Here is a 23,562-nt window from a genome sequence, read left to right as displayed (position 1 = left end):
GCGTCCCTATTTGATGTTGGCGTCGAAGGTGACCAGCACGTAGCTGCCCAGCACCAGAGTGAATCCGGTGGCCAGCAGCAGAATCGAGTTCAGCCAGAACTTGGTGGTGTTCTTGCGGGCGTAGTCACCGATGATGGTGCGCATGCCGTTGGCGCCGTGCACCAGCGCCAGCCACAGCAGCGCCATGTCCCAGATCTGCCAGAACGGGGAGGCCCACCGCTGTGCGACGTAGTTGAAGTCGATGCGGTAGACGCCGTTCTGCCAGATCAGCCCGATGAACAGGTGACCGAGGGCCAGCAGCACCAGCGCGGCGCCGGAGAAGCGCATGAACAGCCAGGCGTACTTCTCGAAGTAGGGGATACCACGGGCGCGCCGGGGCGCGCGCGGGTGATCGAGGGCGGCGGGGCGGTCGTGCTCGCGCTCCATGACCGGGGCCGGACGGCCCCCGCGGCGCGCCTCAGCGGCGCCGGAATCGGTATGAGTGGTCATTTGAGCCACCCGTAGTGCTCAACCATGTGCATGCCCTCTACCCCAACTGCGGCGATGACGACCGCGATCCAGATGGCCAGGATGGTCCACAGCATGACCCGCTGGTACTTGGGTCCCTGCTGCCAGAAGTCGATCAGAATGACTCGCACGCCGTTGAGGGCGTGGTACAGCACCGCCGCGACCAGGCCCATCTCCATGAACCCGATGATCGGCGTCTTGTAGGTGTTGATCACTTCGTTGTAGGCCTCGGGGCTGACCCGGACCAGTGCCGTGTCCAGAACGTGGACCAGCAAGAAGAAGAAGATGGTGGCACCGGTGATGCGGTGTAGCACCCAGGACCACATGCCCGGGTCTCCGCGATACAGGCTCCGTCGCTTCTGGGATGAACGCGGCGCGGGTATGGCGGAATCCGCGGCTGCCGCTGTACTCATTTCGACCTCCAACGCCGTCGGTGGACGCACGACCCGGCAGCAACTTTTTCGCGTGCCGAGCCCAAACCTCGGGGCGACTCTAATCCCAATTTGCGCACAGTCAGAACTACCGTGTGGGGGGAATGGCAAACCCGCGTCGGAAATTAGGTTTGCCTACATTAACTTACTTGGCGGTCGGGTCGGGTCTCGGAGTGGTGCCGGGGTGGTGGGAACGGGGTGTCGGTGATGCCGGAGATTGACTGGAAACTGTTGCGGGACAATGCGATAGCTGCTTCGCGCGGGGCCTATGCGCCCTACTCGAATTTCCCGGTGGGGGCGGCGGCGCTGGTCGACGATGGCCGAATCGTGGTGGGCTGCAATGTGGAAAATGTCTCATATGGCCTTGGCCTCTGCGCGGAGTGTGCTGTGGTCTGCGCCCTACATTCCGGCGGTGGTGGACGGCTGCTCGCGCTGGCGTGCGTCGACGGTTCCGGGGCGGTGCTGATGCCGTGTGGGCGGTGTCGGCAAGTGCTGCTCGAGCACGGTGGGCCGGCCATGCTGATCGACCACGCCGCGGGTCCGCGGCCGCTGGCCGAACTGTTGCCCGATGCGTTCGGGCCGGACGACCTGAACCGCCGGTAACGCCAAGCGGGGCAACACTTCTGGCCGGGGTCCCGGTTACCGGCCAGTAACTTCGTTAGCATGCTCGGGTGTCGCATCTCGATGCCCCGACCGTCATCCGCACCAAGCGCGACGGCGGCGTGCTGTCCGACGCCGCGATCGACTGGGTGATCGACGGCTACACCCACGGTCGCGTCGCCGACGCGCAGATGTCGGCACTGCTGATGGCGATCTTCCTGCGCGGCATGACACCGGCCGAGATCGCGCGCTGGACGGCGGCCATGGTGGACTCGGGCGAGCGCTTCGATTTCACCGACCTGCGGCGTGACGGCCGGCCGCTCGCGCTGGTGGACAAGCACTCCACCGGTGGCGTCGGCGACAAGATCACCATCCCGCTGGTGCCCGTCATCCTGGCCTGTGGCGGCGCCGTCCCGCAGGCCGCCGGCCGCGGCCTCGGGCACACCGGCGGCACCTTGGACAAGCTGGAGGCGATCCCCGGATTCACCGCCGAGCTGTCGAAAGACCGCATCCGCCAACAACTTTCCGGCATCGGCGCGGCGATCTTCGCGGCCGGGGACCTGGCGCCGGCCGACCGCAAGATCTATGCCCTGCGCGACGTCACCGGCACGACGGAATCGCTGCCGCTCATCGCCAGCTCGATCATGAGCAAGAAGCTGGCCGAGGGCGCGCGCTCGCTGGTGCTGGATGTCAAGGTCGGCCGCGGCGCGTTCCTCAAGACCGAGGCCGAGTCGCGGGAGCTGGCGCGCACCATGGTCGATCTCGGCGTCGCCTACGGCGTCCCGACCCGGGCGCTGCTCACCGACATGGACCGGCCGCTGGGCCGCGCTGTCGGCAACGCGGTCGAGGTCGCCGAGTCGCTGGACGTGCTGGCCGGTGGCGGGCCCGAGGACGTCGTCGCGCTGACCCTGGCACTGGCCCGAGAGATGCTCGACGTGGCCGGCATCGACGGCGTCGACCCCGCCCAGACCCTGGCCGACGGCACCGCGATGGACTGCTTCCGGCAATTGATCGCCGCGCAGGGCGGCGACCCCGAGGCGCCCCTGCCGATGGGGACGCACACCGAGACGGTCGTGGCGTCGCACAGCGGGGTCATGGGGGACATCGACGCCATGGCGGTCGCGATGGCGGTGTGGCGGCTCGGGGCCGGGAGGGCCCAGCCCGGCGACCCGGTGCAGGCCGGGGCCGGGCTGTACCTCCACCGTCGCAGCGGTGAGCCCGTCGCCGCCGGCGAGACCCTGTTCACGCTGTACACCGAGACCCCCGAGCGGCTGCCGTCGGCGCTCGCAGAACTCGACGGCGGCTGGTCGGTGGACGACGCGGCGCCGCCGCCGCGACACGTGGTGCTCGACCGCATCGAATAGCCGCGAAACCAACTATGGCCGCCGGCCCCGCCCGCCACTAGGGTCGTCCGCATGGCTGACGATGACCTCCGCGACTTCGAGCGCACCGAGTTCACCCACGATGGCACGACCCGCACCGTGTTCCGCCGCGGGACCGGTCCCGCCGTCATCGTGATCGCCGAGATCCCCGGCATCACGCCCAAGGTTCTCGACTTCGCCCGCAAGGTCGCCGACCTGGGTTGTACCGCCGTCCTGCCGCACCTGTTCGGCATCCCCGGACTGGACCCCAACGCCAGCAATCTGGCGGCACTCAAGGCCATGGGGTCGGCGCTGCCGTCGTGCATCAGCAAGGAATTCACCATCCTCGCGACCGGCAAGACGTCGCCGGTGGTCGACTGGCTGCGGGCCCTGGCCCGCGCCGAACACGAGCGCTGCGGCGGACCCGGCGTCGGCGCGATCGGGATGTGCTTCACCGGTGGCTACGCCCTGGCGATGGCCACCGACGACGTCATCCTGGCCCCGGTGCTGTCGCAGCCGTCGCTGCCGTTGGGCCTGACCGCCAAGCAGCGCCGCAACATCGACATCTCGCCGGCGGACCTGGAGGTCGTCAAGGGCCGGTGCGCCGCAGGGCTCAACGTCATCGGCATGCGGTTCAAGAGCGACAAGCTGGTGCCGGCAGAGCGTTTCGACTTCCTGCGCGAGCAGCTGGGCGACGCCTTCATCGCCGTCGAACTCGAGGACGCCGACGCCAATCCGGATGCGCGCCTCGCACCGCACTCGGTGGTCACCGAGCACCTGATCGACGAGCCGGGTCAACCCACCCGCGCCGCACTGGATCAGGTTCTCGACCTGTTCCGGACACGGCTGCTGCTGGCGGACGAGCCGGCGGGCTAAAACTCACCATCCGGCGCAAGATGGACTTATGACCACCCTGACGCTGGATCAGATCAAGCAGGCACCCAAAGCGCTGTTGCACGATCACCTGGACGGCGGCCTGCGGCCCGCCACGGTGGTGGAGTTGGCCGACCAGAGCGGCTACGGCGACCTGCCCACCATGGACGTCGACGAACTCGCGAAGTGGTTCCGCACCCAGGCGCACAGCGGATCGCTGGTCCGCTATCTGGAGCCCTTCGCGCACACCGTCGGCGTCATGCAGACGACCGACGCGCTGTACCGCGTCGCGTACGAATGCGTCGAGGATCTGGCGGCCGACAACGTCGTGTACGCCGAGGTGCGGTTCGCGCCCGAACTGCACATCGACGGCGGTCTGGTGCTCGACGAGGTCGTCGACGCGGTGCTGGCCGGGTTCGCCGATGGAGAGAAGGCCGCGGCCGCGGCAGGGCAGGCGATCTCGGTCCGCTGCCTCGTCACCGCCATGCGGCATGCCGCCCGGTCCCGCGAGATCGCCGAGTTGGCCATCCGGTTCCGCGACCGGGGCGTCGTCGGGTTCGACATCGCCGGCGCCGAGGCCGGCTACCCTCCGACCCGCCACCTCGACGCCTTCGAGTACATGCGGGGCAACAACGCCCGGTTCACGATCCACGCCGGGGAGGCCTTCGGCCTGCCGTCCATCCACGAGGCCATCGCCTTCTGCGGCGCCGACCGGCTGGGTCACGGCGTGCGCATCGTCGACGACATCGAGGAGGGGCCCGACGGCACCTTCCGGCTCGGCCGGGTGGCGAACATCGTGCGGGACAAGCGAATTCCGCTGGAGATGTGCCCGAGTAGCAATGTGCAGACCGGCGCCGCGGCCAGCATCTCCGAGCACCCGTTCGACCAGCTGGCGCGGCTGCGCTTCCGCGTCACCGTCAACACCGACAACCGGCTGATGAGCGACACCACCATGACGCAGGAGATGGCGCTCCTGGTGAACGAGTTCGGCTACGGCTGGACCGACCTGCAGCGGTTCACCATCAACGCCATGAAATCGGCCTTCATCCCATTCGACGAGCGGCTGGCGATCATCGACGACATCATCAAACCGCGCTACGCGGTGCTGGTCGGGTAGCTGTCTGTCGGGGCGTCGTCGACGAAGCCGGACCTCCCGGCGGCGCCCGCGGACACCGGCTCCTGCCGCGGCTGCTGGAACGCCTTCGGCACGAACCTCTCGGTGTTGTACCTGCCGCGCGGATGCACCACCTGCGGCCACCAGAACCAGCGGCCGAGCAGCACCGCGATCGACGGCATCAGCAGTGACCGCACGATGAAGGTGTCGATCAGCAGACCGATGGCGATGGTCGAACCCATCTGGGCGAGCACGACCAGATCGCTGTAGAGCATGCCTGCCATCGTGGCCGCGAACACAAGGCCAGCGGATGTGACGACACCGCCGGTGCCGGCCATGGACCGGATGATGCCGGTCTTCAGGCCCTCGTGGATCTCGTCCTTGAACCGGGAGACCAGCAGCAGGTTGTAGTCGGAGCCGACGGCCAACAGGATGATGACCGACATCAGCATGACCAGCCACTCCACCTGGATGCCGAACAAGTCCTGCCACAGCAGCACCGAGACGCCGAACGACGCGGCGATGGAGCTCCCGGCCGTCCCGACGATCGTCAACGCTGCTACGGCGCTGCGCGTCAGGATGAGCATGATCATGAAGATCAGCGTCAGCGAAGACACGACGGCGATCATCAGGTCGTAACGGGCGCCGTCTGCCATGTCCCGGTAGGTGGCCGCGACGCCGCCGAGGTAGATCTTGGCGTCCGATAGCGACGACATCTTCAAGGCCTCTTGCGCAGCCTTGCGCTCAGACGCCACACGGTTGATCCCCTCGACCGTTGCCGGGTCACTCTGGTGCGTGATGAACATGCGGGCGGACTTGCCGTCCGGCGACATGAACATCTTCAATCCGCGCTGGAAATCGGGGTTCTGGAAGGCCTCCGGCGGCAGGTAGAACAGGTCGTCGTTCTTGGCGCCGTCGAACGCGGCACCCATCGACAGTGCGGTGTCGTTCATGGCCTGCATCTGGTCGATGAGGGCCTTCTGCGAGTTGTACGACGCCAGCGACAGGTCCCGGCTGGTCTTCATCGACGCAATGGTCTGGGGGAGCAGCGCCGTCAGCTTCGGCGCCAGGTCGGCCAGTTTGTCGGTGTTGACCTGGACGTCGCCGGTCCGGTCGGTCAGCTCGTCGATACCGTCCAGCGCGTCGAACACCGACCGCACCGCCGCACACATGGGGATGTCGAAGCAGTGCGGTTCCCAGTAGAAGTAGTTGCGCATCGGCCGGAACTGGTCGTCGAAGTTCGCGATGTTGTTGCGCATCTCCTCGGTGACCTGCAGGAGCGCTTCCGACTTCTTGGCCGAGTCTTGGGTCAGCTTGGTCTGCTCAAGCGACAGTGCGTACTGCTTCTCCAGGATGCCGATCGACACGTTGGTCGCGTCGACCATCCGCAGCTGGTCTTCGAGCTGCTTGCGCTGGAACGGCAGATTCATGTTGCTGGTCTGGCCCGAGACACTCGTCTGGAATGGAATCGAGCTGTGCTGGATGGGGATGCCCAGCGGCCGGGTGATGCTCTGCACCATCGCGATGCCCTCGGTGTGCATCACGTTGCTCGCGATCTTGTTCATCACCAACATGTCCGCGGGATTGCGCATGTCGTGGGTGGACTCGACCATCAGGATGTCGGGGTTCATCCGGGCCTGCGTGAAGTGCCGGTCGGCCGCGGCGAAGCCGATGTTGACCGGGGCATCGGCAGGCAGGTAATAGCGGTCGTTGTAGGCCGGCTTGTAGCCCGGGATGGCGACGACGCCAACCAGCACGATGAACAGGCTGGCCACCAGAATCGGTGCGGGCCAACGCACCACGGCGGTGCCGACGCGGCGCCAGAACCTGCTCTGCGGCGGTCGCTTGGATTCGTACAGTCCCACCTTGCTGCCGAGGAACAGGACGGCCGGGCCGAGGGTGACCGAGATGGCCACCACCACGATCATGCCGATCGCGACGGGGGCACCCATCGTGGTGAAGTACGGCAGGCGGCAGAAGCTCAAGCAGTACGTCGCTCCGGCGATGGTCAATCCGGACCCCACGATGACGGGTGCGACGGACGTGAACGTCGCGTAGTACGAGTCGTCGCGATCCAGGCCCATGCCACGGTCTTCGCGGTACCGGCCGAAGATGAAGATGCCGTAGTCGGTGGCCGCGGCGATCGCCAGCATCGTCAGGATGCTGCCCGCGAAAGTGGTCAGCCCGAAGGCGCCGTGTAAGGCCAGCACCGAGACCACCCCGCGAGCGGTGAGCAAGGCGAGAAAGGTCAGGAACAGCTGGATCAGCGTGGTTCGGATCGAGCGGTAGACCACCAGCAGCATGCCGGCGATCGCGGCGAGGGTGATGAGGGTGATCATGCCGAGGCTGGCGTTACCGACGACGTGTTGGTCTCGAGTCAGCGCCGCGGGACCTGCAACATAGGCCTGCACGCCGGGCGGGGCCTTGGTTTCCTCGATCGCTTTACGGGCGGCTTCGACGCCCTCGTTGGCCAGCGTCATGCCCTGCTCACCGGCGAGGTTGATCATCACGTACGACGCCTTGCCGTCGGCGCTCTGCGCGCCGGCAGCCGTCAGCGTGTCGCCCCAGAAGTCCTGGATGTGCTGAATGTGCTTGGGATCCTGCTGGAGCTTGCGGATGATCTCGTCGTAGTACTTGTGGGCGTCCGGGCCGAGCGGCTCCTTGCCCTCGACGACGATCATGATCGTGCTGTTGGAGTCGAACTCCTTGAAGTTGGCGCCCATCAACTTCATGGCGTGCATCGATGGTGCGTCCTCGGGTGCCATCGGTGCGGCGTGCTCCTCGCCCACGACTTCCAGCTGCGGCGCGATCACGTTCACCAGGACGGCCATCGCGATCCAGAACAGGATGATCGGCACCGACAGGATGCGCAGCGCATGCGCGAACTTGCCCCGCTTCGGGAGGGCCGGATTGTGTTGCGTCTGAACGGTGTCGGTCATGCGGACTTCACCAGGCAGTAGGTCTGGGCGTTGACGCCGTCGGCGGATTGCTCTTCGCGGACGGTGCCGTTCACGGTGACGCGGCAGCCGATGTGGTCGCTGCTGCGCTCACTGTCGCTGCGCGCCATCAGGTTCGCGCTGACGGTCGGCAGCGTGGTGGACAGGGTGACGGACCAGGGCAGCGCGGCACTCACCGAGTGCACGTTGGCGTCGGGGTCGAAATAGCTGATCTCGGCCGAGCTTCCGGGCGGGCCGTAGACCTCGTACACGAGGACCTTCGGATTGAACTGGACGATCTCGATGCCCGCGCCGGCATGGGCGTTGAGGTTCTCCGACCCGAACTTCGCGTGCAGGCGGGACACCACGAGGCCCGACACCGCCAGCACGGCCACCAGGACAAGCGGTATCCAGACCTTTTTCAGCAGGCCTTTCGACTCCGACCGCACCCGACCACCTTCCGCTCAACGCGCGCTGATCGAATCCCCGACGATCAAGCTGCTGCCTCGCCTGCCCTGGGCAGGCGGCTCCGCTCACTCAGCGGATTCTTGGGAAATTCTTACGCCTTGCTAACTAATTTTGCAACGCGGTGAAGTTGTGTGTCGGCTGTGAGCGCGGGTGACGTGGGAGTTCAGTCGGCCAGTACGGCCCGCAGCGCGTCGGCGAATTCGGCAGGCGCGCTCATGAACCCGCCGTGGTCACCGGGGAAGGTGACGGGCTCGACGCCCAGTAGGCGGCACAGTGCCAGCGAGGTGCCGTGGGTGATGAGGGGTTCGGAATCGGCGCCGATGCCCACGATCACCCGGCTTGCTCGCAACGCCTCGAGGTCCGGCACATACGTTGTGGTGCAGAGCAATTCATGATTGAAGAACCGGGACAGGTCGGCGAGTTGCCCGGCCATCTCGTCGGATGAGGGTGGCGGTCCCGGCTGCACCGGCGTCCCGTCCTCGGACTGCTCGAAGCCGGCCGTGGCCATGAACTTCGCCATGGCCGCGCCCGGGCCGTCGCTGTGGAAGGTCGCGATGATGTCCCGCGTCGCGGCGCGCTGCTCGGCGGCTTCCGATGCGGGCAGCAACTCGAGCAGCGGCGGCTCATGCGCGACCAGCGTCCGGACCCAGCCGGGGTACCTGGCGGCCAGCGCGAGGCCGGTGACGGCGCCGCCGCTCGAGCCGAACACGTGGGCCGGGCCGGCGCCCAGGTCGTCGAGGATCGCGGCGACGTCGTCGGCCCGCAGTTCGGGCGTGGAGTCCTGCGCGGGTTCGTCGATGGGGCTGGCGCCGAGCCCGCGCGGGTCGTACGTCACGACGGTGTGGTCGACGGCCAGGGCGTCGGCCACCGCGGCGAACTCGGACGCCGTCATGGGCGAACCGATGACGGCGAGGACCGGCCCGTCGCCACGCACCTCGTACTGCAGCGTGGCGCCGGGGACGGCGAGGTTTCGGACGACGGGCTGGGCGCTGGTCTGGGTCATGTCAGTGCAGACCCGACCAGCGGCCCTAACTCATCGCAGCGCGCGTCATTCCTGGCGCAGGCGCGACTCGACGAAGCGCTCCAGCGTCTCCCACTGGGCGACAGCTTCGGCATACGGCTTCGACGGGGCGCCCACGGTCTCCGGCTCCAGCACATGACCGACGAACTTGCCCAGCGGCTGGCTGGTGGTCAGGTACTTGTCGGCGGTGCCGTCCTCGGCGTAGTCGCAGACGTCGCGGACGAACTCGACCGCCAGGTCCAGCTGCTCGCGGTCGACGGCCTCGGGGCCGTCGGCGATGTCGTCGGACAGACCGCTGAGCACGTAGACGTTGTCCTCGGTGACGCGGATCTGCAGCGAGCCGTCGGTGGCCGCGGTGCGGATGTCGCTGTACGCCTCGAAGCTGGACAGGTCGCTCTCGTGCTCGTCGGCCAGATAGCGGGCCAGGGTGCGCTCCGAGCCGAACACGCTGATGCGGCCGTTGCGCCCGAGGAACCGCGGCTGGTCGTTGTAGTAGCAGCGCAGCGTGTAGAGGGTGCCGCCCTTGGTCATGATGCGGATCGGATCGATGCCGACGCGCTCCCAGAAGTCCTCGTCGCTGCCGAGCAGCTGCCGCTCGGCCTGCGCGGTGAGCGCCGCCTCCTCGGAGTCGGTGTCGACTTCGTCCTCGATGACGACGTCGTCGGCGTCGGTCTCGTCGACCTCGTCGAGTTCGTCTTCTTCAGGCTCGGGTGCGGGCTCGTCGAGCTCGGCCTGGGCCTTCTCGGCGGCCTTGGCGTCGACCTCGGGGGTGGTCACCAGGGCGTCGATGGCATCGAGGACGTGGTCCCAGCTGCGGCCGACAGCGGCCTCGATATCGGCCCAGCGCTTACGACCGGCGCGGCCCGAGAAGGCCTCGGCGCCACCGCCGAGCGTCGACAGCACGGGGTTGCCGTTGAAGAACTTGGCGACGGCGATCAGGTCGCAGACCGAGCCGAGGGCACCGACCACCTGGAGCGTCCGCCGCAGCGCGGTGACGGATTCTTCGGTGGGCTTCTCGGCGACCAGCTCGGGCACGCCGACGAGGTCATGCAGGTGGCTCTGGTCAGGGTTCAGGCGGTGCGCGTTGGCCTCGCCGAGCGCCTTCCACTTCGGGTGGTCGGCGAGGTCGTTGTCGGTGTTGGTCCGCACGAAAGCGGCCAGGTCCGCGACGGATTCGAAGGCGTAGAGGTCGTCCCCGTGGCCCAGGAACGCTTCCCACTCGTCGTCGGAGTCGCGCCACAGCGGCGCCCACAGGGTGTACAGATCGCCATTGGTCAACCCGAGCCGAACCGGCACGATGTCAGCAGCCATGCGGCACAGCCTATCGACGTGTGGGTTGGGCCACGCTGGGGGCATCTTGTCGTCGGGTGGCGGGCGGGCCGTGTTGAAGCAGATCGTCGCGCAGGTGCTGGAGCACGGCGCCGTCGGCTCCGGAATCGTGGCCCGGCGTCGACAGTTCCGCGGCGGCGCGCTTGAGCACCGCGAGCGCCGCCCGGGCACGGGCCATCGCGTCGTCGTATTCGGCAGTGGTCATGCCGTCGGGCGGAAGAAGCCGTGGAAACCCTGATTCAGGTTGGTCGTTCGGATCGGGGACAGCTGAACCGGATCGCCCGCCTCCACCATGAGGCCGTTCCCCACGATCATCGCGACGTGGCCATCCCAGACCGCCAGATCGCCCGGACGCAGCGCGCCACGGTCGACGGCGGCGCCGACGTCCTGCTCCTGCGCCAGCCGCGGCAGGTCGAGCCCGGCTTCGCGATAGGCCCACTGCGTCAGGCCGCTGCAGTCCAGTCCGACGCCGGGCGTCGTGCCGCCCCACACGTACGGCACGCCGAGTTGAGTGAGCGCGTGCCGGACCGCGTCGGCCGCGACCTTGTTCGGCGCCGTGGCGGTGCTGCCGTCGGGCAGCGTGACCGCTTCACCGGCGCCGAATTTCTCCGGATCGGGCGGCCGGCGGTGATTTCGTGCGCCGAGCGCGGCCTGGGCGGTATGCGCCGCCGGTGTGGCGAGCGCGCCGAGCCCGCCGGCCCAGTTCGCACCCTGACCGGCCGGGCCGGTGCCAGAACCCGATCCGCCTGTCTCCCAAGGTGATCCATGGCTCTGGGGCGCGGGGGCATGCACGGTTGCGGTGACCTGCTCGGCCTGAGCGGCGAGTTCGGTGTGCAGCTCGTCGACGACGGTGATGGCCGCATCGAGCGCCCGGCTGGCTTCGTCGATGAGTGCGGCGGCGTCCGTGGGGGATTCGAGGGCGGCCTCGAGCTCGGCGGCCCGGGTCTCGAAATCTCGCAGAATGGCGTCGAGCCGTTCGCGTGCCCTTGCCACGGCGGCCGCGGCTTGCTCGGTGTGCGTGCTCAGCTGACCGGCGGTCATCGCCATCGCCACGATCGCGGTGACGGCCGCGTTCGCGAACTGGCTGGCACCGCCCGCCGCGGCGCCGGTCCACTCGCCCTGGGCCCGCTGCCACGCACCGTCGGCAGCGGCAGCGACACCGTCGAGCCCGGACTGCACCGCCCGCAGGGCTGCCGCCGGATCGGGGCCGGTTGGATCGACCAGCGCTCGCACCTCCCGGATCGGCGCGGCCAGCGCGGCTGTCAGCGAGCCCGTCACCACCAGGTTCCGATCCGGCCGCCGGCGTTGTGGTCGGTGACGATGAAGGTGTTCGCGGTGGCGACGGCGGTGGTGGCACCGGCGTCGAGACGCGCGCTGAGGTGGTGGGCCAGCTGGGCCTGGTGGCGGGTCGCCTCTGTCAGGGCGGCCGCGAAGGCGGCGCCGACCGGTCCGAACACGTCGACCTGACCGCCGATCGCGGCCAGATCCGCGGCGTGCGCGGCGAGTCCGGTGCTGTGGCCGCGGTAGTCCGCGGCCAGGGTGTGCAGGGCCGACGGGGCCACGGTCAGGTTTCGCGTCATGTGGATAAGACGGCCGTCGGGCTCGTTCGGTTCCACTAATGTTTGCGCGCATGGACGTCCGGGTCGTCGATCATCCGCTTGCCGCTGCGCGGCTCACCACCCTGCGCGACGAGCGCACCGACAATGCCGGGTTCCGGGCTGCGCTGCGCGACCTGACGCTGATGCTGGTCTACGAGGCCACTCGCTCGTTGGCCTGCGCGGAGCTGCCGGTGCAGACGCCGGTGGCCGCGACGACCGGCTCGTGCCTGGCGAACCCGCCGCTGTTGGTCCCGGTGCTGCGGGCCGGTCTGGGCATGGTCGATCAGGCGCATGCGCTGATCCCGGAGGCTCAGGTCGGCTTCGTCGGCATGGCGCGTGACGAGTCGACGCACCAACCGACGCCGTACCTCGAGTCGCTGCCGGCGGACCTGAGTGGCCGGCCGGTGATGGTGCTCGACCCGATGCTGGCCACCGGCGGGTCGATGGCGTACACCCTGCAACTCCTGGTCGACCGCGGGGCCGACGACATCACCGCGGTGTGCGTGGTGTGTGCGCCCGAGGGAATTGCGTTGGTGGAGAAGGCAGTTCCGTCGCTGAAGTTGTTCACCGCCACCATCGACGCCGAGCTGAACGACGACGCCTACATCGTGCCGGGCCTGGGCGATGCGGGGGATCGGCAGTTCGGTCCGCGCTAGTGGACGACCGGGCCGGTCGGGGTCGGTATCGGGGTCGGGGTCGGCCGCGGACCGGCGTCGGGCAGGTTCGGCTTTCCGGTTGAGTCGACCGACACGGTGCCACCCCATGCCATGAGAGCGCCGGTGTTGCAGCCGCCTTCGATACCCGTGGCGAAGACGCTCACCTGCATCGCGCCTGCCGACATGTGGGCGTGCGGGCCCACCGCGGTCTGGCCCGGGCTGAGCCGGTAGCTGCTGCTGAGGGTGCCCGGGGTCCCCGCGGGGCTGACCGAGAAGCGCACCGAGATATCGGAACAGCCGTCTGCGGCATTGGTGAAGGACGGCTGTACCCAGTCGTCGGTCGGGAGATCCAATCGGAGCACCGCCGGCTGCCGGCAGTCCTGGACGGTGGCGGGCCGGCAGTACGTCGAGATGTACTGCTCGGCGTGGACGGCGGCCGCCGGTGGTGCGAGGGCGATACCCGCGGTGCCGATTGCGCCGATCATGACTGTCGCAGCGCTACCGCAGCGTCGAACGAGTGCGTTGTCCAACATGCCGACACCTCTTTCCTCCGATGAGTCGAGGCTAGGGTGCAGCGGAGCCCGCGGGATATAAGGGATTTCCCTATGGTTCGCGGTCAGGTTGGAGCCAGCAGGCCGGTGACGGCGGCCTCGATCGCGCGTAGTTCGGACTCGGCTGCAGCGCCGCTCGCTGCGACGTCCCCGGCCGGCGGCTTGCTGACCTCGATATAGCACTTGACCTTTGGCTCGGTGCCCGACGGGCGCACGGCGACGCGCAAGCCCTCGCCGGTGAAGATCAGGGCGTCGGTGCGGCGTTGACCGCGAAGCTGGTCCAGGTCTTCGACGCCGACGGCGATACCGGCGATCTGAGCCGGCGGTTCGGCACGAAGCCGGGCCATCACCGCGTCGGCGTCGGTGTGGACCGAGACCGCACCGGTGCGGTGGACGCCGTACTTCGCGGCCAGTGCGTCCAACCGGTCCTGTACCGTCTGGCCTTGATTCCGCAGTGCCACAACCAGATCGCAGACCACCACGGCTGCGCTGATGCCGTCCTTGTCGCGCACGGCATCGGGGTCGACGCAGTGCCCGATGGCCTCCTCGTAGGCATACCGCAACGTGGCACCGGGGATGTCCTGGTCGGCGCGCGCCAGCCATTTGAAACCGGTCAGGGTTTCGACGTGGTGGGCCCCGTGGTCGGCGGCGATCGTGGCGAGCAACTGCGACGAGACGAGCGAGCTGGCGACGACGGTCTTCTGGGCTTCGTCGGGAGTCAGGCCCGACAGCAGGTAATCGCCCAGAAGCCAACCGGTTTCGTTGCCGGACAGCAGGCGCCAGCCTTGTGCGGTCGGGATGCCCACGGCGCAGCGGTCCGCGTCGGGGTCCAGGGCGATGGCGACTTCGGCGTCGGTCTCGGCGGCGAGGGCCAGCAGCAGGTCCGTGGCGCCGGGTTCCTCGGGGTTGGGGAACGCCACGGTGGGGAAGTCGGGGTCCGGGGTGAACTGTGTTGCGACCGTGTGGATATCGGTGATACCGGCGCGGTGCAGGACGTCGACCGCCAGCGCGCCTCCGACGCCGTGCATGGGGGTCAGCGCCACCCGGACATCGCCTTCGGTCCGGCGTAGCGAACCGGCCTGCCGGGCGTACTGCTCGATGAGCGTCTCGTCGGTGGGTGTGACGGGCTGGCGGGCGATGTCGGTCGGCGCCTGCCGCATGGCTGTCTCGATGTCCCGGTCGGTGGGCGGGACGATCTGGATGCCGCCGTCGAAATACACCTTGTAGCCATTGTCGGCCGGGGGATTGTGCGACGCGGTGATCTGCACGCCGGCGACGGCGTTGAGCCGACGTACCGCATACGCCACGACCGGGGTTGGCGCCGGGTAGGGGAGGAGGACGACCGAAAAGCCTTCGGCGGCAAAGATTTCGGCCGTCGCCGTGGCGAATTCGTCGGAGTGGTGCCGCGCGTCCCGGCCGACCATGACCGTCGACCCGCCCAGGCAACGGTCCTTGAGCACCTTCGCCACGGCCCACGTCGCCCGGCTGACGGTCGTGACGTTCATGGCGTCGAGGCCCTCACGCATGGGGCCGCGCAGGCCGGCGGTGCCGAAGGTCAGGGGTGTGGTGGTCACGGGGCCATTGTGCTCGTGCCGAAGGGCACCCCGTTGAAGGTATGAGTGCAGCATGAGCAGGTGGGCGTCATTTCCGCCGCGGTGAGATCGGGATTGGTGACGCGAAGCAGTCCCTCGTCGTCGACGAAGAGGCCGCTGTAGAACGAACAGTCGCCGAGGCGGACGACCTCGACACGGTCGGCTTCGTTGACCGCCACCATCCAGTACAAGGGTTCGTCGGTGTCGAGCCGCGCAGTGGCCTCGGAATGAACATCCCGCCAGTGCCGACCCACGGCAGCCAGCAAGAACTTGAACAGTGGTGTGTAGTCGCGGCCCACTCGGTGGCCACGCACGACCGGCCGCATCGAACCACGGGTTCGATCGTTCGCGATTTCCGCCTTGGTGTTGCGCGTATCCCGGAAATCACCCCCAGCTGGATGGTGGAAGCCGCGCGCGAGCGTATTGGCTTCCCGATAAAGGGGTTTAGGCGTGTGTGTCTTCCGAGCTTTCCGGACTTCTTGCCCTGCCCCCGATGTCTTACTCCCCATTGGAATCGCTAAAGCCTCGCCAACACCTCGGCCAGCAGCGTGCCCATCCGGGTCGCGGACTGGCGTCCGGCCTCCAGCACCTCGGCGTGGCTGAGTGGGTCTCCGGTCATGCCGGCGGCCAGGTTGGTCACCATCGAGATGCCCAGCACCTCTGCGCCGCCGGCGCGGGCCGCGATGGTCTCGTGCACCGTCGACATACCGACCAGATCGGCGCCCAGGGTGCGCAGCATGCGGATCTCGGCGGGCGTCTCGTAGTGCGGGCCGGGCAGCCCGGCATACACGCCTTCGGCCAGCGTGGGGTCGACAGCGCGGGCCAGTGCCCGCAGCCGCGGCGAATAGGCGTCGACGAGGTCGACGAACTGCGCCCCGACCAGCGGTGAGCGGGCCGTCAGGTTCAGGTGGTCACTGATCAGCACCGGCTGGCCCACCGAGTACTCCTCGCGCAGGCCGCCGGCGGCGTTGGTCAGCACCACGGTGCCCGCGCCGGCCGCGATGGCGGTGCGCACGGGGTGCACGACATGCCGCAGGTCATGACCCTCGTAGGCGTGGATGCGGCCCAGCAGGACCAGCACATTGCGGCCGCCGACCTGCAGCGCGAGCACCTGGCCACCATGGCCTGACGCCGTCGGTGGGGTGAATCCGGGCAGGTCACCCATGGCGATGGCGGCGGACGGCTCGCCCAGCACGGCGGCGGCCGGGGCCCAGCCGGAACCGAGGACGACAGCCACGTCGAAGTCGGCGATTCCGGTGCGGTCACGGATGGTGGCGGCGGCCGCAGCGGCGGCGGAGTCAGGGGTGGCCTGCGGATCGGTCACGGCGTCCACCTTAGTTGCCGACCGCGGCCGAACGGGCCGGTGCGATACTTCCATGATGCCGACGGGAGACGCACTGCAGACGGTCACCGATGCCGTCGCGCGTCACCGTGCCGATTTGATCGCACTGTCGCACTCGATTCACGCCGAGCCGGAACTGGCTTTCGCGGAGCACCGCAGTTGCGCCAAGACCCAGGCGCTCGTGGCCGAGCGGGGCTTCCACGTCACTCCGGCCGCCGGCGGTCTGGACACCGCCTTCCGCGCCGACTATGGCAGCGGCGACCTGGTGATCGGCATCTGCGCCGAGTACGACGCGCTGCCCGGCATCGGACATGCGTGCGGGCACAACATCATTGCCGCGTCGGCAGTCGGAACGGCCCTGGCGCTGGCCGAGGTCGCCGACGACATCGGCATCACCGTGGCGCTGATCGGGACGCCCGCCGAAGAGGCCGGCGGCGGAAAAGCGTTGCTGCTGAACGCCGGAGTGTTCGACGATGTCGCGGCATCGGTGATGCTGCACCCCGGTCCGGTGGACATCGCGGGAGCGCGGTCGCTGGCGCTGTCCGAGGTGTCGGTGGCGTACCGCGGGCGCGAGTCCCATGCCGCCGTCGCGCCCTATCTCGGCATCAATGCTGCCGATGCGGTGACGGTCGCGCAGGTGGCGATCGGGCTGCTGCGTCAGCAGTTGACGCCCGGCCAGATGATGCACGGCATCGTCACCGACGGCGGTCAGGCGCCGAATGTCATTCCGGCGCATGCCGAATTGCTGTACACGATGCGGGCCACGGACTCGGCGTCGCTGGACGAACTGGAAGTGCGCATGTTTTCGTGCTTCGCGGCCGGCGCGCTGGCGGCCGGCTGCACGCACGAGGTGACGGAGGTGTCACCGCGGTACGACGCGCTGACGCCCGATCCGTGGTTGACGACGGTGTTCCGTGCCGAGATGGAGCGCCTCGGCCGTACCCCGCTGCCGATGGATCTGGAAGTGTCTGTGCCCCTTGGCAGTACCGACATGGGTAACGTCACGCAGGTGATGCCGGGTATCCATCCGGTGGTCGGCATCGAGGCCAACGGGGCCTCGATCCACCAACCGGAGTTCACCGCGGCCGCGGCGGGACCGAGTGCCGACAAGGCCGTCACCGAAGGCTCGATCATGTTGGCGCGCACTGTGGTTGCACTGGCGCAGGCACCTGACGAGCGCGCCCGGGTTTTGCAGAAGATGGCGGACCGGGCAGCGGTTCAGCAACAAGTGAAGGCAGGGCGCGGATGACCCTCTCGGACCACGCCGAGCGCTGGCTGGCCACGAACTACGGTGACCTGGTCGGGTGGCGGCGGCATCTGCACGCCAACCCCGAGTTGGGCCGGCAGGAGTTCGAGACCACCAAGTTTGTCGCTACGCGGCTGGCCGAGGCCGGGTTGAACCCGAAGATTCTGCCCGGCGGTACCGGCCTGACGTGTGATTTCGGCCCCGAGGACCGGCCGCGGATCGCCCTGCGCGCCGACATGGACGCGTTGCCGATGGACGAGCGCACCGGCCTGCCGTTCGCCTCGACAGTCCCCAACGTGGCACACGCATGTGGGCACGACGCTCACACCGCGGTGCTGCTCGGCACCGGGTTGGCGCTGGCTTCGGCGCCGACGCTGCCGGTCGGTGTGCGCCTGGTGTTCCAGGCGGCCGAGGAGCTGATGCCCGGTGGCGCGCTGGACGCGATATCTGCGGGCGCTCTGGCCGGTGTGTCGAGAATCTTTGCGCTGCACTGTGATCCGCGGCTCGAGGTCGGCAAGGTCGCCACGATTCCGGGACCCATCACGTCGGCCGCGGACCAGATGGAGATCACACTGCACTCGCCGGGCGGGCACACGTCCCGCCCGCATCTGACGGGTGATCTCGTCTACGCGCTCGGTGCGCTGATCACCGGGGTGCCCGGCATCCTGTCGCGTCGCGTCGACCCGCGGCACAGCACCGTGATGGTGTGGGGCGCGGTCAACGCCGGTTTCGCCTCGAACGCCATTCCGCAGACGGGGACCCTGGCCGGGACCATCCGCACCGCCAGCCGGGACGCCTGGGTGGAGATGGAATCGATTGTCCGCGAGATTGTTTCGTCGCTGCTGGCGCCGCTGAACGTCGATCACACGGTGCTGTACCGCCGCGGTGTCCCGCCCGTGGTCAACGAGGAGCTGTCGACGCGGATCATGACCCACGCCATCGAGGCGCTGGGCGCCGAGGCCCTGGCCGACACCAAGCAATCCGGTGGCGGCGAGGACTTCTCGTGGTACCTGGAAGAGGTGCCGGGCGCCATGGCGCGGCTCGGTGTGTGGCCCGGCGTCGGCCCGCAGCTGGACCTCCACCAGCCGACCTTCGACCTCGACGAACGCGCCCTCGGCGTCGGCGTCCGGGTCCTGGTCAACATCATCGAGCAGGCCGCCGCGTTCTGACCCCGAGCTGTCCCGTGGCGCCTCACATCCCGTGGCGCCTCACATCCCGCGGCGCCTCACATGCCGCTCGCGGGGAGAGGGGAGGCCTGGCTACGGCCCGATGTTGCGGGAAGGGCGGGTGCGGAGGTGGTGGACGTAGTCGGCGGGGGCGCCGGCGATCTCGGCGGCCTCGGCCATCACGCCGAGGTAGCGCGCTGAGGGCAGGCCGCCCTCCCAGGCGTCGACGACGTACATCCAGGCCAGCACGGGGTCGGTCGTGGTGTCCGACGACACCCGGTGCACCCGGCAGCGGATCTTCTTGTGGATACCGAGCTCGGAGCCTTCCCAGCGGTCCAGGCGGTCCTCGTCCTCGCGGGTCATGTCGTAGAGCACGACGAAGACCTTCGACAGCGGATCCTCGACCAGCGTCGCCAGCGCGCCCTCCCAGCCGATGTCCGCGCCGGCGAACGTCAGCCGCCAGCCGTGCAGCCACCCCGTGGCCGCCATCGGAGAATGAGGGGCCCGCTGAAGCATCTGCTCCGGATGCATGTTCGATCCGTAAGCGGCGTAGAGCGGCACTCGGCAAGCCTACGGCTTGTTGTCGGGCGACCAACACCCAACTCAGGGTTAGATGTAGCCGTGGCTACCCGCATCGTGATCATCGGCGGCGGTCCCGCCGGGTATGAGGCAGCCCTGGTGGCCGCCGGTTACGGCCGTGAGGCGACCGAGGTCACCGTCGTCGACCGTGACGGTATCGGTGGTGCCTGCGTGCTCTGGGACTGTGTGCCGTCCAAGACCTTCATCGCGTCCACCGGGGTGCGCACCGAGCTGCGCCGCGCCGACGGGCTGGGCTTCGACATCAAGATCGAGGACGCCAAGATCTCGTTGCCGCAGATCAACAATCGGGTCAAGACGCTGGCGCGGAGCCAGTCGGTCGACATCGGCGGGCAGCTGCTGCGCGCCGGCGTCAACGTGGTGGCCGGGTGCGGCGAGCTCGTCGACAGCATCCCGGGCATGGCACACCACCGGGTCAAGGTCACGACGCCCGACGGGCGGTCCGGCGTGCTGAAGGCCGACGTGGTGCTGATCGCCACCGGCGCGAGCCCCCGGGTGCTGCCCAACGCAGTGCCCGACGGCGAACGCATCCTCAACTGGCGCCAGCTGTACGACCTCACCGAACTGCCGGAGCACCTGGTGATCGTGGGCTCGGGTGTCACCGGCGCCGAGTTCTGCAACGCCTACACCGAGCTGGGCGTCAAGGTCACGGTGGTGGCCAGTCGCGACCAGATCCTGCCCCACGAGGACTCCGACGCCGCCGCGGTGCTGGAGGAGGTGTTCTCCGAGCGCGGTGTGACGTTGGTCAAGAACGCACGCGCCGATTCGGTGGTCCGTACCGACACCGGCGTCAAGGTCAGCCTGGCCGACGGCCGCGTCGTCGAGGGCAGCCATGCGTTGATGAGCATCGGGTCGGTGCCCAACACCTCGGGTCTGGGCCTGGAGAAGGTCGGCATCGAGCTCGGCCCGGGCAACTACCTGACGGTCGACCGGGTGTCACGCACCAAGGCGTCGGGCATCTACGCCGCAGGTGACTGCACGGGGCTGCTGCCGCTGGCGTCGGTGGCCGCCATGCAGGGCCGCATCGCGATGTATCACGCACTGGGTGAAGGGGTTTCGCCCATCAAGCTGCGGACGGTCGCGGCGGCGGTGTTCACCCGCCCGGAGATCGCCGCGGTCGGCGTGCCGCAATCGGCGATCGACGCCGGCACGGTTCCGGCCCGCACCCTGATGCTGCCGTTGAACACCAACGCGCGCGCCAAGATGTCGCTGCTCGAGCACGGCTTCGTCAAGATCTTCTGCCGCCCGGCCACCGGCGTGGTGATCGGCGGCGTCGTGGTCGCGCCGATCGCGTCCGAGCTGATCCTGCCGATCGCGCTGGCCGTGCAGAACCGGATCTCGGTGACCGATCTGGCGCAGACGCTGTCGGTCTACCCGTCGCTGTCGGGCTCGATCATCGAGACGGCCCGCCGGCTCATGGCTCACGACGATCTGGACTGACACACGAACCAGGCCGACCACGTAGGCTCGGTCACGCAAGGCCTACCGACGAGTAACCACGAGGAGTTCCGCCGTGAGTGACCCGATTCCCGGTCCGGGCAATGGTCAGACCCTGCTGAGCCCCGCACAGCGCGACACCGCGTGGAACCGGTTGGGCTCCGAGCAGTTCGACGTGATCGTGATCGGCGGCGGTGTCGTCGGCGCCGGTGCGGCGCTCGACGCGGCGACGCGCGGGCTGAAGGTCGCCCTGGTCGAGGCGCGCGACTTCGCCTCCGGCACCTCCAGCCGCAGCAGCAAGATGTTCCACGGCGGCCTGCGCTACCTCGAGCAGCTCGAGTTCGGCCTGGTTCGTGAGGCGCTGTACGAACGCGAACTGTCCCTGACCACGCTGGCACCGCACCTCGTGAAGCCGCTGCCGTTCCTGTTCCCGCTGACCAAGCGGGTCTGGGAGCGCCCCTACATCGCCGCAGGCATCTTCCTGTACGACCAGCTCGGCGGAGCGAAGTCGGTGCCCGCGCAGAAGCACCTGCTCAAGGCCGGCGCGCTGCGCCTGGCGCCCGGGCTCAAGCGCAGTTCGCTGATCGGCGCGATCCGCTACTACGACACCGTCGTCGACGACGCGCGGCACACCATGACCGTCGCCCGCACCGCTGCGCACTACGGCGCCGTCGTCCGCACTTCGACGCAGGTCGTGGCGTTGCTCCGCGAAGGCGACCGGGTCACCGGTGTACGGGTCCGCGATTCGGAAACCGGTGCGGTGACCGAGGTCTGCGGCCACGTCGTGGTCAACGCCACCGGAGTGTGGACCGACGAGATTCAGGCCCTGTCGAAGCAGCGCGGCCGGTTCCGGGTCCGCGCCTCGAAGGGCGTGCACATCGTCGTCCCGCGGGACCGCATCGTCAGCGAGGTGGCGATCATCCTGCGCACCGAGAAGTCGGTGCTGTTCGTCATCCCGTGGGGCACGCACTGGATCATCGGCACCACCGACACCGACTGGAACCTCGACCTCGCGCACCCGGCGGCGACCAAGGCCGACATCGACTACATCCTCGGGCACGTCAACAAGGTGCTGGCCACGCCGCTCAACCATGACGACATCGACGGCGTCTACGCGGGCCTGCGTCCGCTGCTGGCCGGCGAGAGCGAGGAGACCTCCAAGCTGTCCCGCGAGCACGCCGTCGCGGTGCCGGCTCCCGGCCTGGTGGCCATCGCCGGCGGCAAGTACACCACCTACCGGGTCATGGGCGAGGACGCCATCGACGCGGCCAGCGAGTTCGTGCCGACGCGCGTGGCGCCGTCGATCACGGAGAAGGTGCCGCTGCTCGGGGCCGACGGCTACTTCGCGCTGATCAACCAGACCGAACACGTGGGCCAGCACTATGGGCTGCATCCCTACCGGGTGCGGCACCTGCTGGACCGCTACGGCTCGCTGATCGGCGAGGTGCTGGACATGGCGGCCGACCGCCCCGAGCTGCTGGAGCCCATCACCGAGGCGCCGGTGTACCTGAAGGTCGAGGCCTGGTACGCGGCCGCGGCCGAGGGCGCGCTGCACCTCGAGGACATCCTGGCCCGCCGCATGCGGATTTCCATCGAGTACCAGCACCGCGGCGTCGACTGCGCCCGCGAGGTCGCGGAAGTCGTTGCGCCCGTGCTGGGTTGGAGTGCCGAGGACGTCGACCGCGAGGTCGCGACGTACCTGGCCCGCGTCGAAGCCGAGGTGCTGTCACAGACGCAGCCCGACGACGAATCGGCAGATGCGCTGCGCGCGGCGGCTCCCGAGGCCCGTTCGGAGATCCTCGAGCCGGTTCCGCTCGATTGAGTCTGCCCGTCCGTCCCGGTTACGAGGGGATCGGACCTGCTCGGCTGCGGGTGTACGGCGGGCCGGTGCTGGCCGAGGTGCGGTCCCGGTTCGGCGCCGACGCGGCCGCGAAAGTCCTTGCCGGCGAGGTGGTTTGCGCTGACGGGTCGGTGGTCGATGAGGCGACCGAGCTGCCGGCGGGCGCGTACATCTACTGGTATCGGGACCTGCCCGACGAGGTCGTTGTGCCGTTCGACGTACCGGTGCTATACCGCGACGAGAACATCGTCGTGGTCGACAAGCCGCACTTCCTGGCCACCATGCCGCGCGGCGGGCATGTGGTGCAGACGGCGTTGGTGCGGTTGCGAAGGTCACTGAAGTTATGGGAGCTCTCGCCGGCACATCGGCTGGACCGGCTGACGGCGGGCGTCCTGGTGTTCACCGCACGACGCGAGGTCCGTGGGGCGTATCAGACGATGTTCGCGTCCGGCGGGGCGTCCAAGACGTATCTGGCGCGGTCGTCGGCCGGGACGCTGCCCGAGCCCGTCGAGCTGCGGAATCGAATTGTGAAGCGGCGCGGGTCTTTACAGGCCGTCATCGAGCCCGGTGCGGTCAACGCGGTGACTTTCGTTGAGCCGGTTGGGGATGGGCTGTTCCGGCTGACGCCGTCGACGGGTCGCACCCACCAACTGCGGGTGCACATGAACTCGCTGGGGCTGCCCATTGATGGTGATCCGTTGTACCCCACGGTGCTTGATGTTCCTGCCGGCGATTTCTCGACGCCATTGCAGTTGTTGGCGCATCGGCTGGCGTTCACTGATCCGGTGACCGGGGTGGAGCGGGAGTTCGTCAGCGAGCGAACGTTGGAGACGTAAGGGGCCATGTGGGTGACGCGCCCTGACCGCAGAATCACCCGCGCCTGCGTTGACTCTGCGT

General features: G+C 68.6%; 24 protein-coding genes. 10 read left to right on the top strand and 14 right to left on the bottom strand.

What is annotated here, in order from left to right; translation table 11 throughout:
* Nucleotides 1–6: 6 nt before the first annotated feature.
* The gene (locus ACJEIK_RS21090) at nucleotides 7–489 is read right to left on the bottom strand and encodes a succinate dehydrogenase hydrophobic membrane anchor subunit (RefSeq protein WP_174557601.1); all 483 of its coding nucleotides are present in this window, start codon (nucleotides 487–489) and stop codon (nucleotides 7–9) included.
* Nucleotides 486–920, bottom strand: coding sequence for a succinate dehydrogenase, cytochrome b556 subunit (sdhC, locus tag ACJEIK_RS21085; RefSeq protein ID WP_073693516.1), 435 nt, complete (start codon nucleotides 918–920; stop codon nucleotides 486–488). Before sdhC ends, ACJEIK_RS21090 begins: the two co-directional genes overlap by 4 nt.
* A 225-nt stretch (nucleotides 921–1,145) precedes the next feature.
* On the opposite strand from sdhC, the gene ACJEIK_RS21080 reads away from it, so the two are divergent.
* From ACJEIK_RS21080 to ACJEIK_RS21065, 4 genes are all read left to right on the top strand, one after another.
* Nucleotides 1,146–1,541 carry a cytidine deaminase gene (locus tag ACJEIK_RS21080; protein WP_267324338.1) on the top strand — a complete coding sequence of 132 codons (396 nt, stop codon included), beginning with the start codon at nucleotides 1,146–1,148 and terminating at the stop codon, nucleotides 1,539–1,541.
* A gap of 68 nt (nucleotides 1,542–1,609) precedes the next feature.
* A complete protein-coding gene (locus tag ACJEIK_RS21075) occupies nucleotides 1,610–2,902 on the top strand; it encodes a thymidine phosphorylase (protein ID WP_133427764.1) in 1,293 nt (430 codons plus the stop codon).
* Between the two features lie 51 nt (nucleotides 2,903–2,953).
* Nucleotides 2,954–3,775, top strand: a complete 822-nt coding sequence (locus tag ACJEIK_RS21070; RefSeq protein ID WP_061001975.1) for a dienelactone hydrolase family protein — start codon at nucleotides 2,954–2,956, stop codon at nucleotides 3,773–3,775.
* Between the two features lie 28 nt (nucleotides 3,776–3,803).
* Nucleotides 3,804–4,889 carry an adenosine deaminase gene (locus ACJEIK_RS21065; protein ID WP_133427765.1) on the top strand — a complete coding sequence of 362 codons (1,086 nt, stop codon included), beginning with the start codon at nucleotides 3,804–3,806 and terminating at the stop codon, nucleotides 4,887–4,889.
* Here the strand turns inward: ACJEIK_RS21065 and ACJEIK_RS21060 are convergent.
* The 7 genes from ACJEIK_RS21060 to ACJEIK_RS21030 form a co-directional block, all read right to left on the bottom strand.
* A complete protein-coding gene (locus tag ACJEIK_RS21060) occupies nucleotides 4,868–7,825 on the bottom strand; it encodes an RND family transporter (protein WP_133427766.1) in 2,958 nt (985 codons plus the stop codon). The genes ACJEIK_RS21065 and ACJEIK_RS21060 overlap by 22 nt on opposite strands.
* On the bottom strand, nucleotides 7,822–8,271 hold the full coding sequence (locus ACJEIK_RS21055; RefSeq protein WP_237163026.1) for an MmpS family transport accessory protein: 450 nt from the start codon (nucleotides 8,269–8,271) through the stop codon (nucleotides 7,822–7,824). Before ACJEIK_RS21055 ends, ACJEIK_RS21060 begins: the two co-directional genes overlap by 4 nt.
* Before the next feature lie 182 nt (nucleotides 8,272–8,453).
* Nucleotides 8,454–9,293, bottom strand: a complete 840-nt coding sequence (locus tag ACJEIK_RS21050; protein WP_133427767.1) for an alpha/beta fold hydrolase — start codon at nucleotides 9,291–9,293, stop codon at nucleotides 8,454–8,456.
* A gap of 45 nt (nucleotides 9,294–9,338) precedes the next feature.
* The gene (locus ACJEIK_RS21045) at nucleotides 9,339–10,622 is read right to left on the bottom strand and encodes a hypothetical protein (protein ID WP_064858268.1); all 1,284 of its coding nucleotides are present in this window, start codon (nucleotides 10,620–10,622) and stop codon (nucleotides 9,339–9,341) included.
* Nucleotides 10,623–10,632: 10 nt separating this feature from the next.
* Complete coding sequence (locus ACJEIK_RS21040) at nucleotides 10,633–10,845, bottom strand: hypothetical protein (protein WP_064858267.1); 213 nt, start codon at nucleotides 10,843–10,845, stop codon at nucleotides 10,633–10,635.
* Entirely contained in the window at nucleotides 10,842–11,918 is a 1,077-nt protein-coding gene (locus ACJEIK_RS21035) for a C40 family peptidase (RefSeq protein WP_064858278.1), read from the bottom strand. The genes ACJEIK_RS21040 and ACJEIK_RS21035 overlap by 4 nt, the downstream gene beginning before the upstream one ends.
* Entirely contained in the window at nucleotides 11,915–12,220 is a 306-nt protein-coding gene (locus ACJEIK_RS21030) for a type VII secretion target (protein WP_267323780.1), read from the bottom strand. Before ACJEIK_RS21030 ends, ACJEIK_RS21035 begins: the two co-directional genes overlap by 4 nt.
* A gap of 50 nt (nucleotides 12,221–12,270) precedes the next feature.
* On the opposite strand from ACJEIK_RS21030, the gene upp reads away from it, so the two are divergent.
* A complete protein-coding gene (upp, locus tag ACJEIK_RS21025; protein WP_064858277.1) occupies nucleotides 12,271–12,894 on the top strand; it encodes a uracil phosphoribosyltransferase in 624 nt (207 codons plus the stop codon).
* On the opposite strand, the gene ACJEIK_RS21020 is transcribed toward upp, so the two are convergent.
* The 4 genes from ACJEIK_RS21020 to ACJEIK_RS21005 form a co-directional block, all read right to left on the bottom strand.
* Nucleotides 12,891–13,427, bottom strand: coding sequence for a hypothetical protein (locus ACJEIK_RS21020; RefSeq protein ID WP_267323779.1), 537 nt, complete (start codon nucleotides 13,425–13,427; stop codon nucleotides 12,891–12,893). The two genes, upp and ACJEIK_RS21020, sit on opposite strands and share 4 nt — an antisense overlap.
* 83 nt (nucleotides 13,428–13,510) lie before the next feature.
* Nucleotides 13,511–15,019 carry a phospho-sugar mutase gene (locus tag ACJEIK_RS21015; RefSeq protein WP_409430228.1) on the bottom strand — a complete coding sequence of 503 codons (1,509 nt, stop codon included), beginning with the start codon at nucleotides 15,017–15,019 and terminating at the stop codon, nucleotides 13,511–13,513.
* Nucleotides 15,016–15,546 carry a hypothetical protein gene (locus tag ACJEIK_RS21010; RefSeq protein ID WP_409430227.1) on the bottom strand — a complete coding sequence of 177 codons (531 nt, stop codon included), beginning with the start codon at nucleotides 15,544–15,546 and terminating at the stop codon, nucleotides 15,016–15,018. The genes ACJEIK_RS21015 and ACJEIK_RS21010 overlap by 4 nt, the downstream gene beginning before the upstream one ends.
* 8 nt (nucleotides 15,547–15,554) lie before the next feature.
* Nucleotides 15,555–16,361, bottom strand: coding sequence for a purine-nucleoside phosphorylase (locus tag ACJEIK_RS21005; RefSeq protein ID WP_409430226.1), 807 nt, complete (start codon nucleotides 16,359–16,361; stop codon nucleotides 15,555–15,557).
* Between the two features lie 55 nt (nucleotides 16,362–16,416).
* Between ACJEIK_RS21005 and ACJEIK_RS21000 the strand changes: the two genes are divergently transcribed.
* Both ACJEIK_RS21000 and ACJEIK_RS20995 read left to right on the top strand, forming a co-directional pair.
* The gene (locus ACJEIK_RS21000; RefSeq protein WP_064858275.1) at nucleotides 16,417–17,628 is read left to right on the top strand and encodes a M20 family metallopeptidase; all 1,212 of its coding nucleotides are present in this window, start codon (nucleotides 16,417–16,419) and stop codon (nucleotides 17,626–17,628) included.
* A complete protein-coding gene (locus ACJEIK_RS20995) occupies nucleotides 17,625–18,794 on the top strand; it encodes a M20 family metallopeptidase (protein WP_061001954.1) in 1,170 nt (389 codons plus the stop codon). Before ACJEIK_RS21000 ends, ACJEIK_RS20995 begins: the two co-directional genes overlap by 4 nt.
* Before the next feature lie 90 nt (nucleotides 18,795–18,884).
* On the opposite strand, the gene ACJEIK_RS20990 is transcribed toward ACJEIK_RS20995, so the two are convergent.
* Complete coding sequence (locus tag ACJEIK_RS20990) at nucleotides 18,885–19,352, bottom strand: gamma-glutamylcyclotransferase (protein ID WP_061009621.1); 468 nt, start codon at nucleotides 19,350–19,352, stop codon at nucleotides 18,885–18,887.
* A 60-nt stretch (nucleotides 19,353–19,412) separates the two neighbouring features.
* On the opposite strand from ACJEIK_RS20990, the gene ACJEIK_RS20985 reads away from it, so the two are divergent.
* The 3 genes from ACJEIK_RS20985 to ACJEIK_RS20975 all read left to right on the top strand — a co-directional run bounded on the left by ACJEIK_RS20985 (nucleotide 19,413) and on the right by ACJEIK_RS20975 (nucleotide 23,501).
* Nucleotides 19,413–20,828 (top strand): NAD(P)H-quinone dehydrogenase, encoded by a 1,416-nt coding sequence (locus ACJEIK_RS20985; protein WP_061009623.1) that lies wholly within the window; start codon nucleotides 19,413–19,415, stop codon nucleotides 20,826–20,828.
* Between the two features lie 73 nt (nucleotides 20,829–20,901).
* Nucleotides 20,902–22,647 carry a glycerol-3-phosphate dehydrogenase/oxidase gene (locus ACJEIK_RS20980; RefSeq protein WP_409430225.1) on the top strand — a complete coding sequence of 582 codons (1,746 nt, stop codon included), beginning with the start codon at nucleotides 20,902–20,904 and terminating at the stop codon, nucleotides 22,645–22,647.
* Nucleotides 22,644–23,501, top strand: coding sequence for a pseudouridine synthase (locus tag ACJEIK_RS20975; RefSeq protein WP_409430224.1), 858 nt, complete (start codon nucleotides 22,644–22,646; stop codon nucleotides 23,499–23,501). Before ACJEIK_RS20980 ends, ACJEIK_RS20975 begins: the two co-directional genes overlap by 4 nt.
* The last annotated feature ends 61 nt before the right edge of the window (nucleotides 23,502–23,562 follow it).

The sequence above is a fragment of the Mycobacterium sp. SMC-16 genome, assembly GCF_046250085.1.
Lineage (GTDB): Bacteria > Actinomycetota > Actinomycetes > Mycobacteriales > Mycobacteriaceae > Mycobacterium > Mycobacterium phocaicum.
The sequence above is the reverse complement of the archived record's forward strand: the minus strand, read 5'-3'. Positions and strand labels throughout refer to the sequence as shown.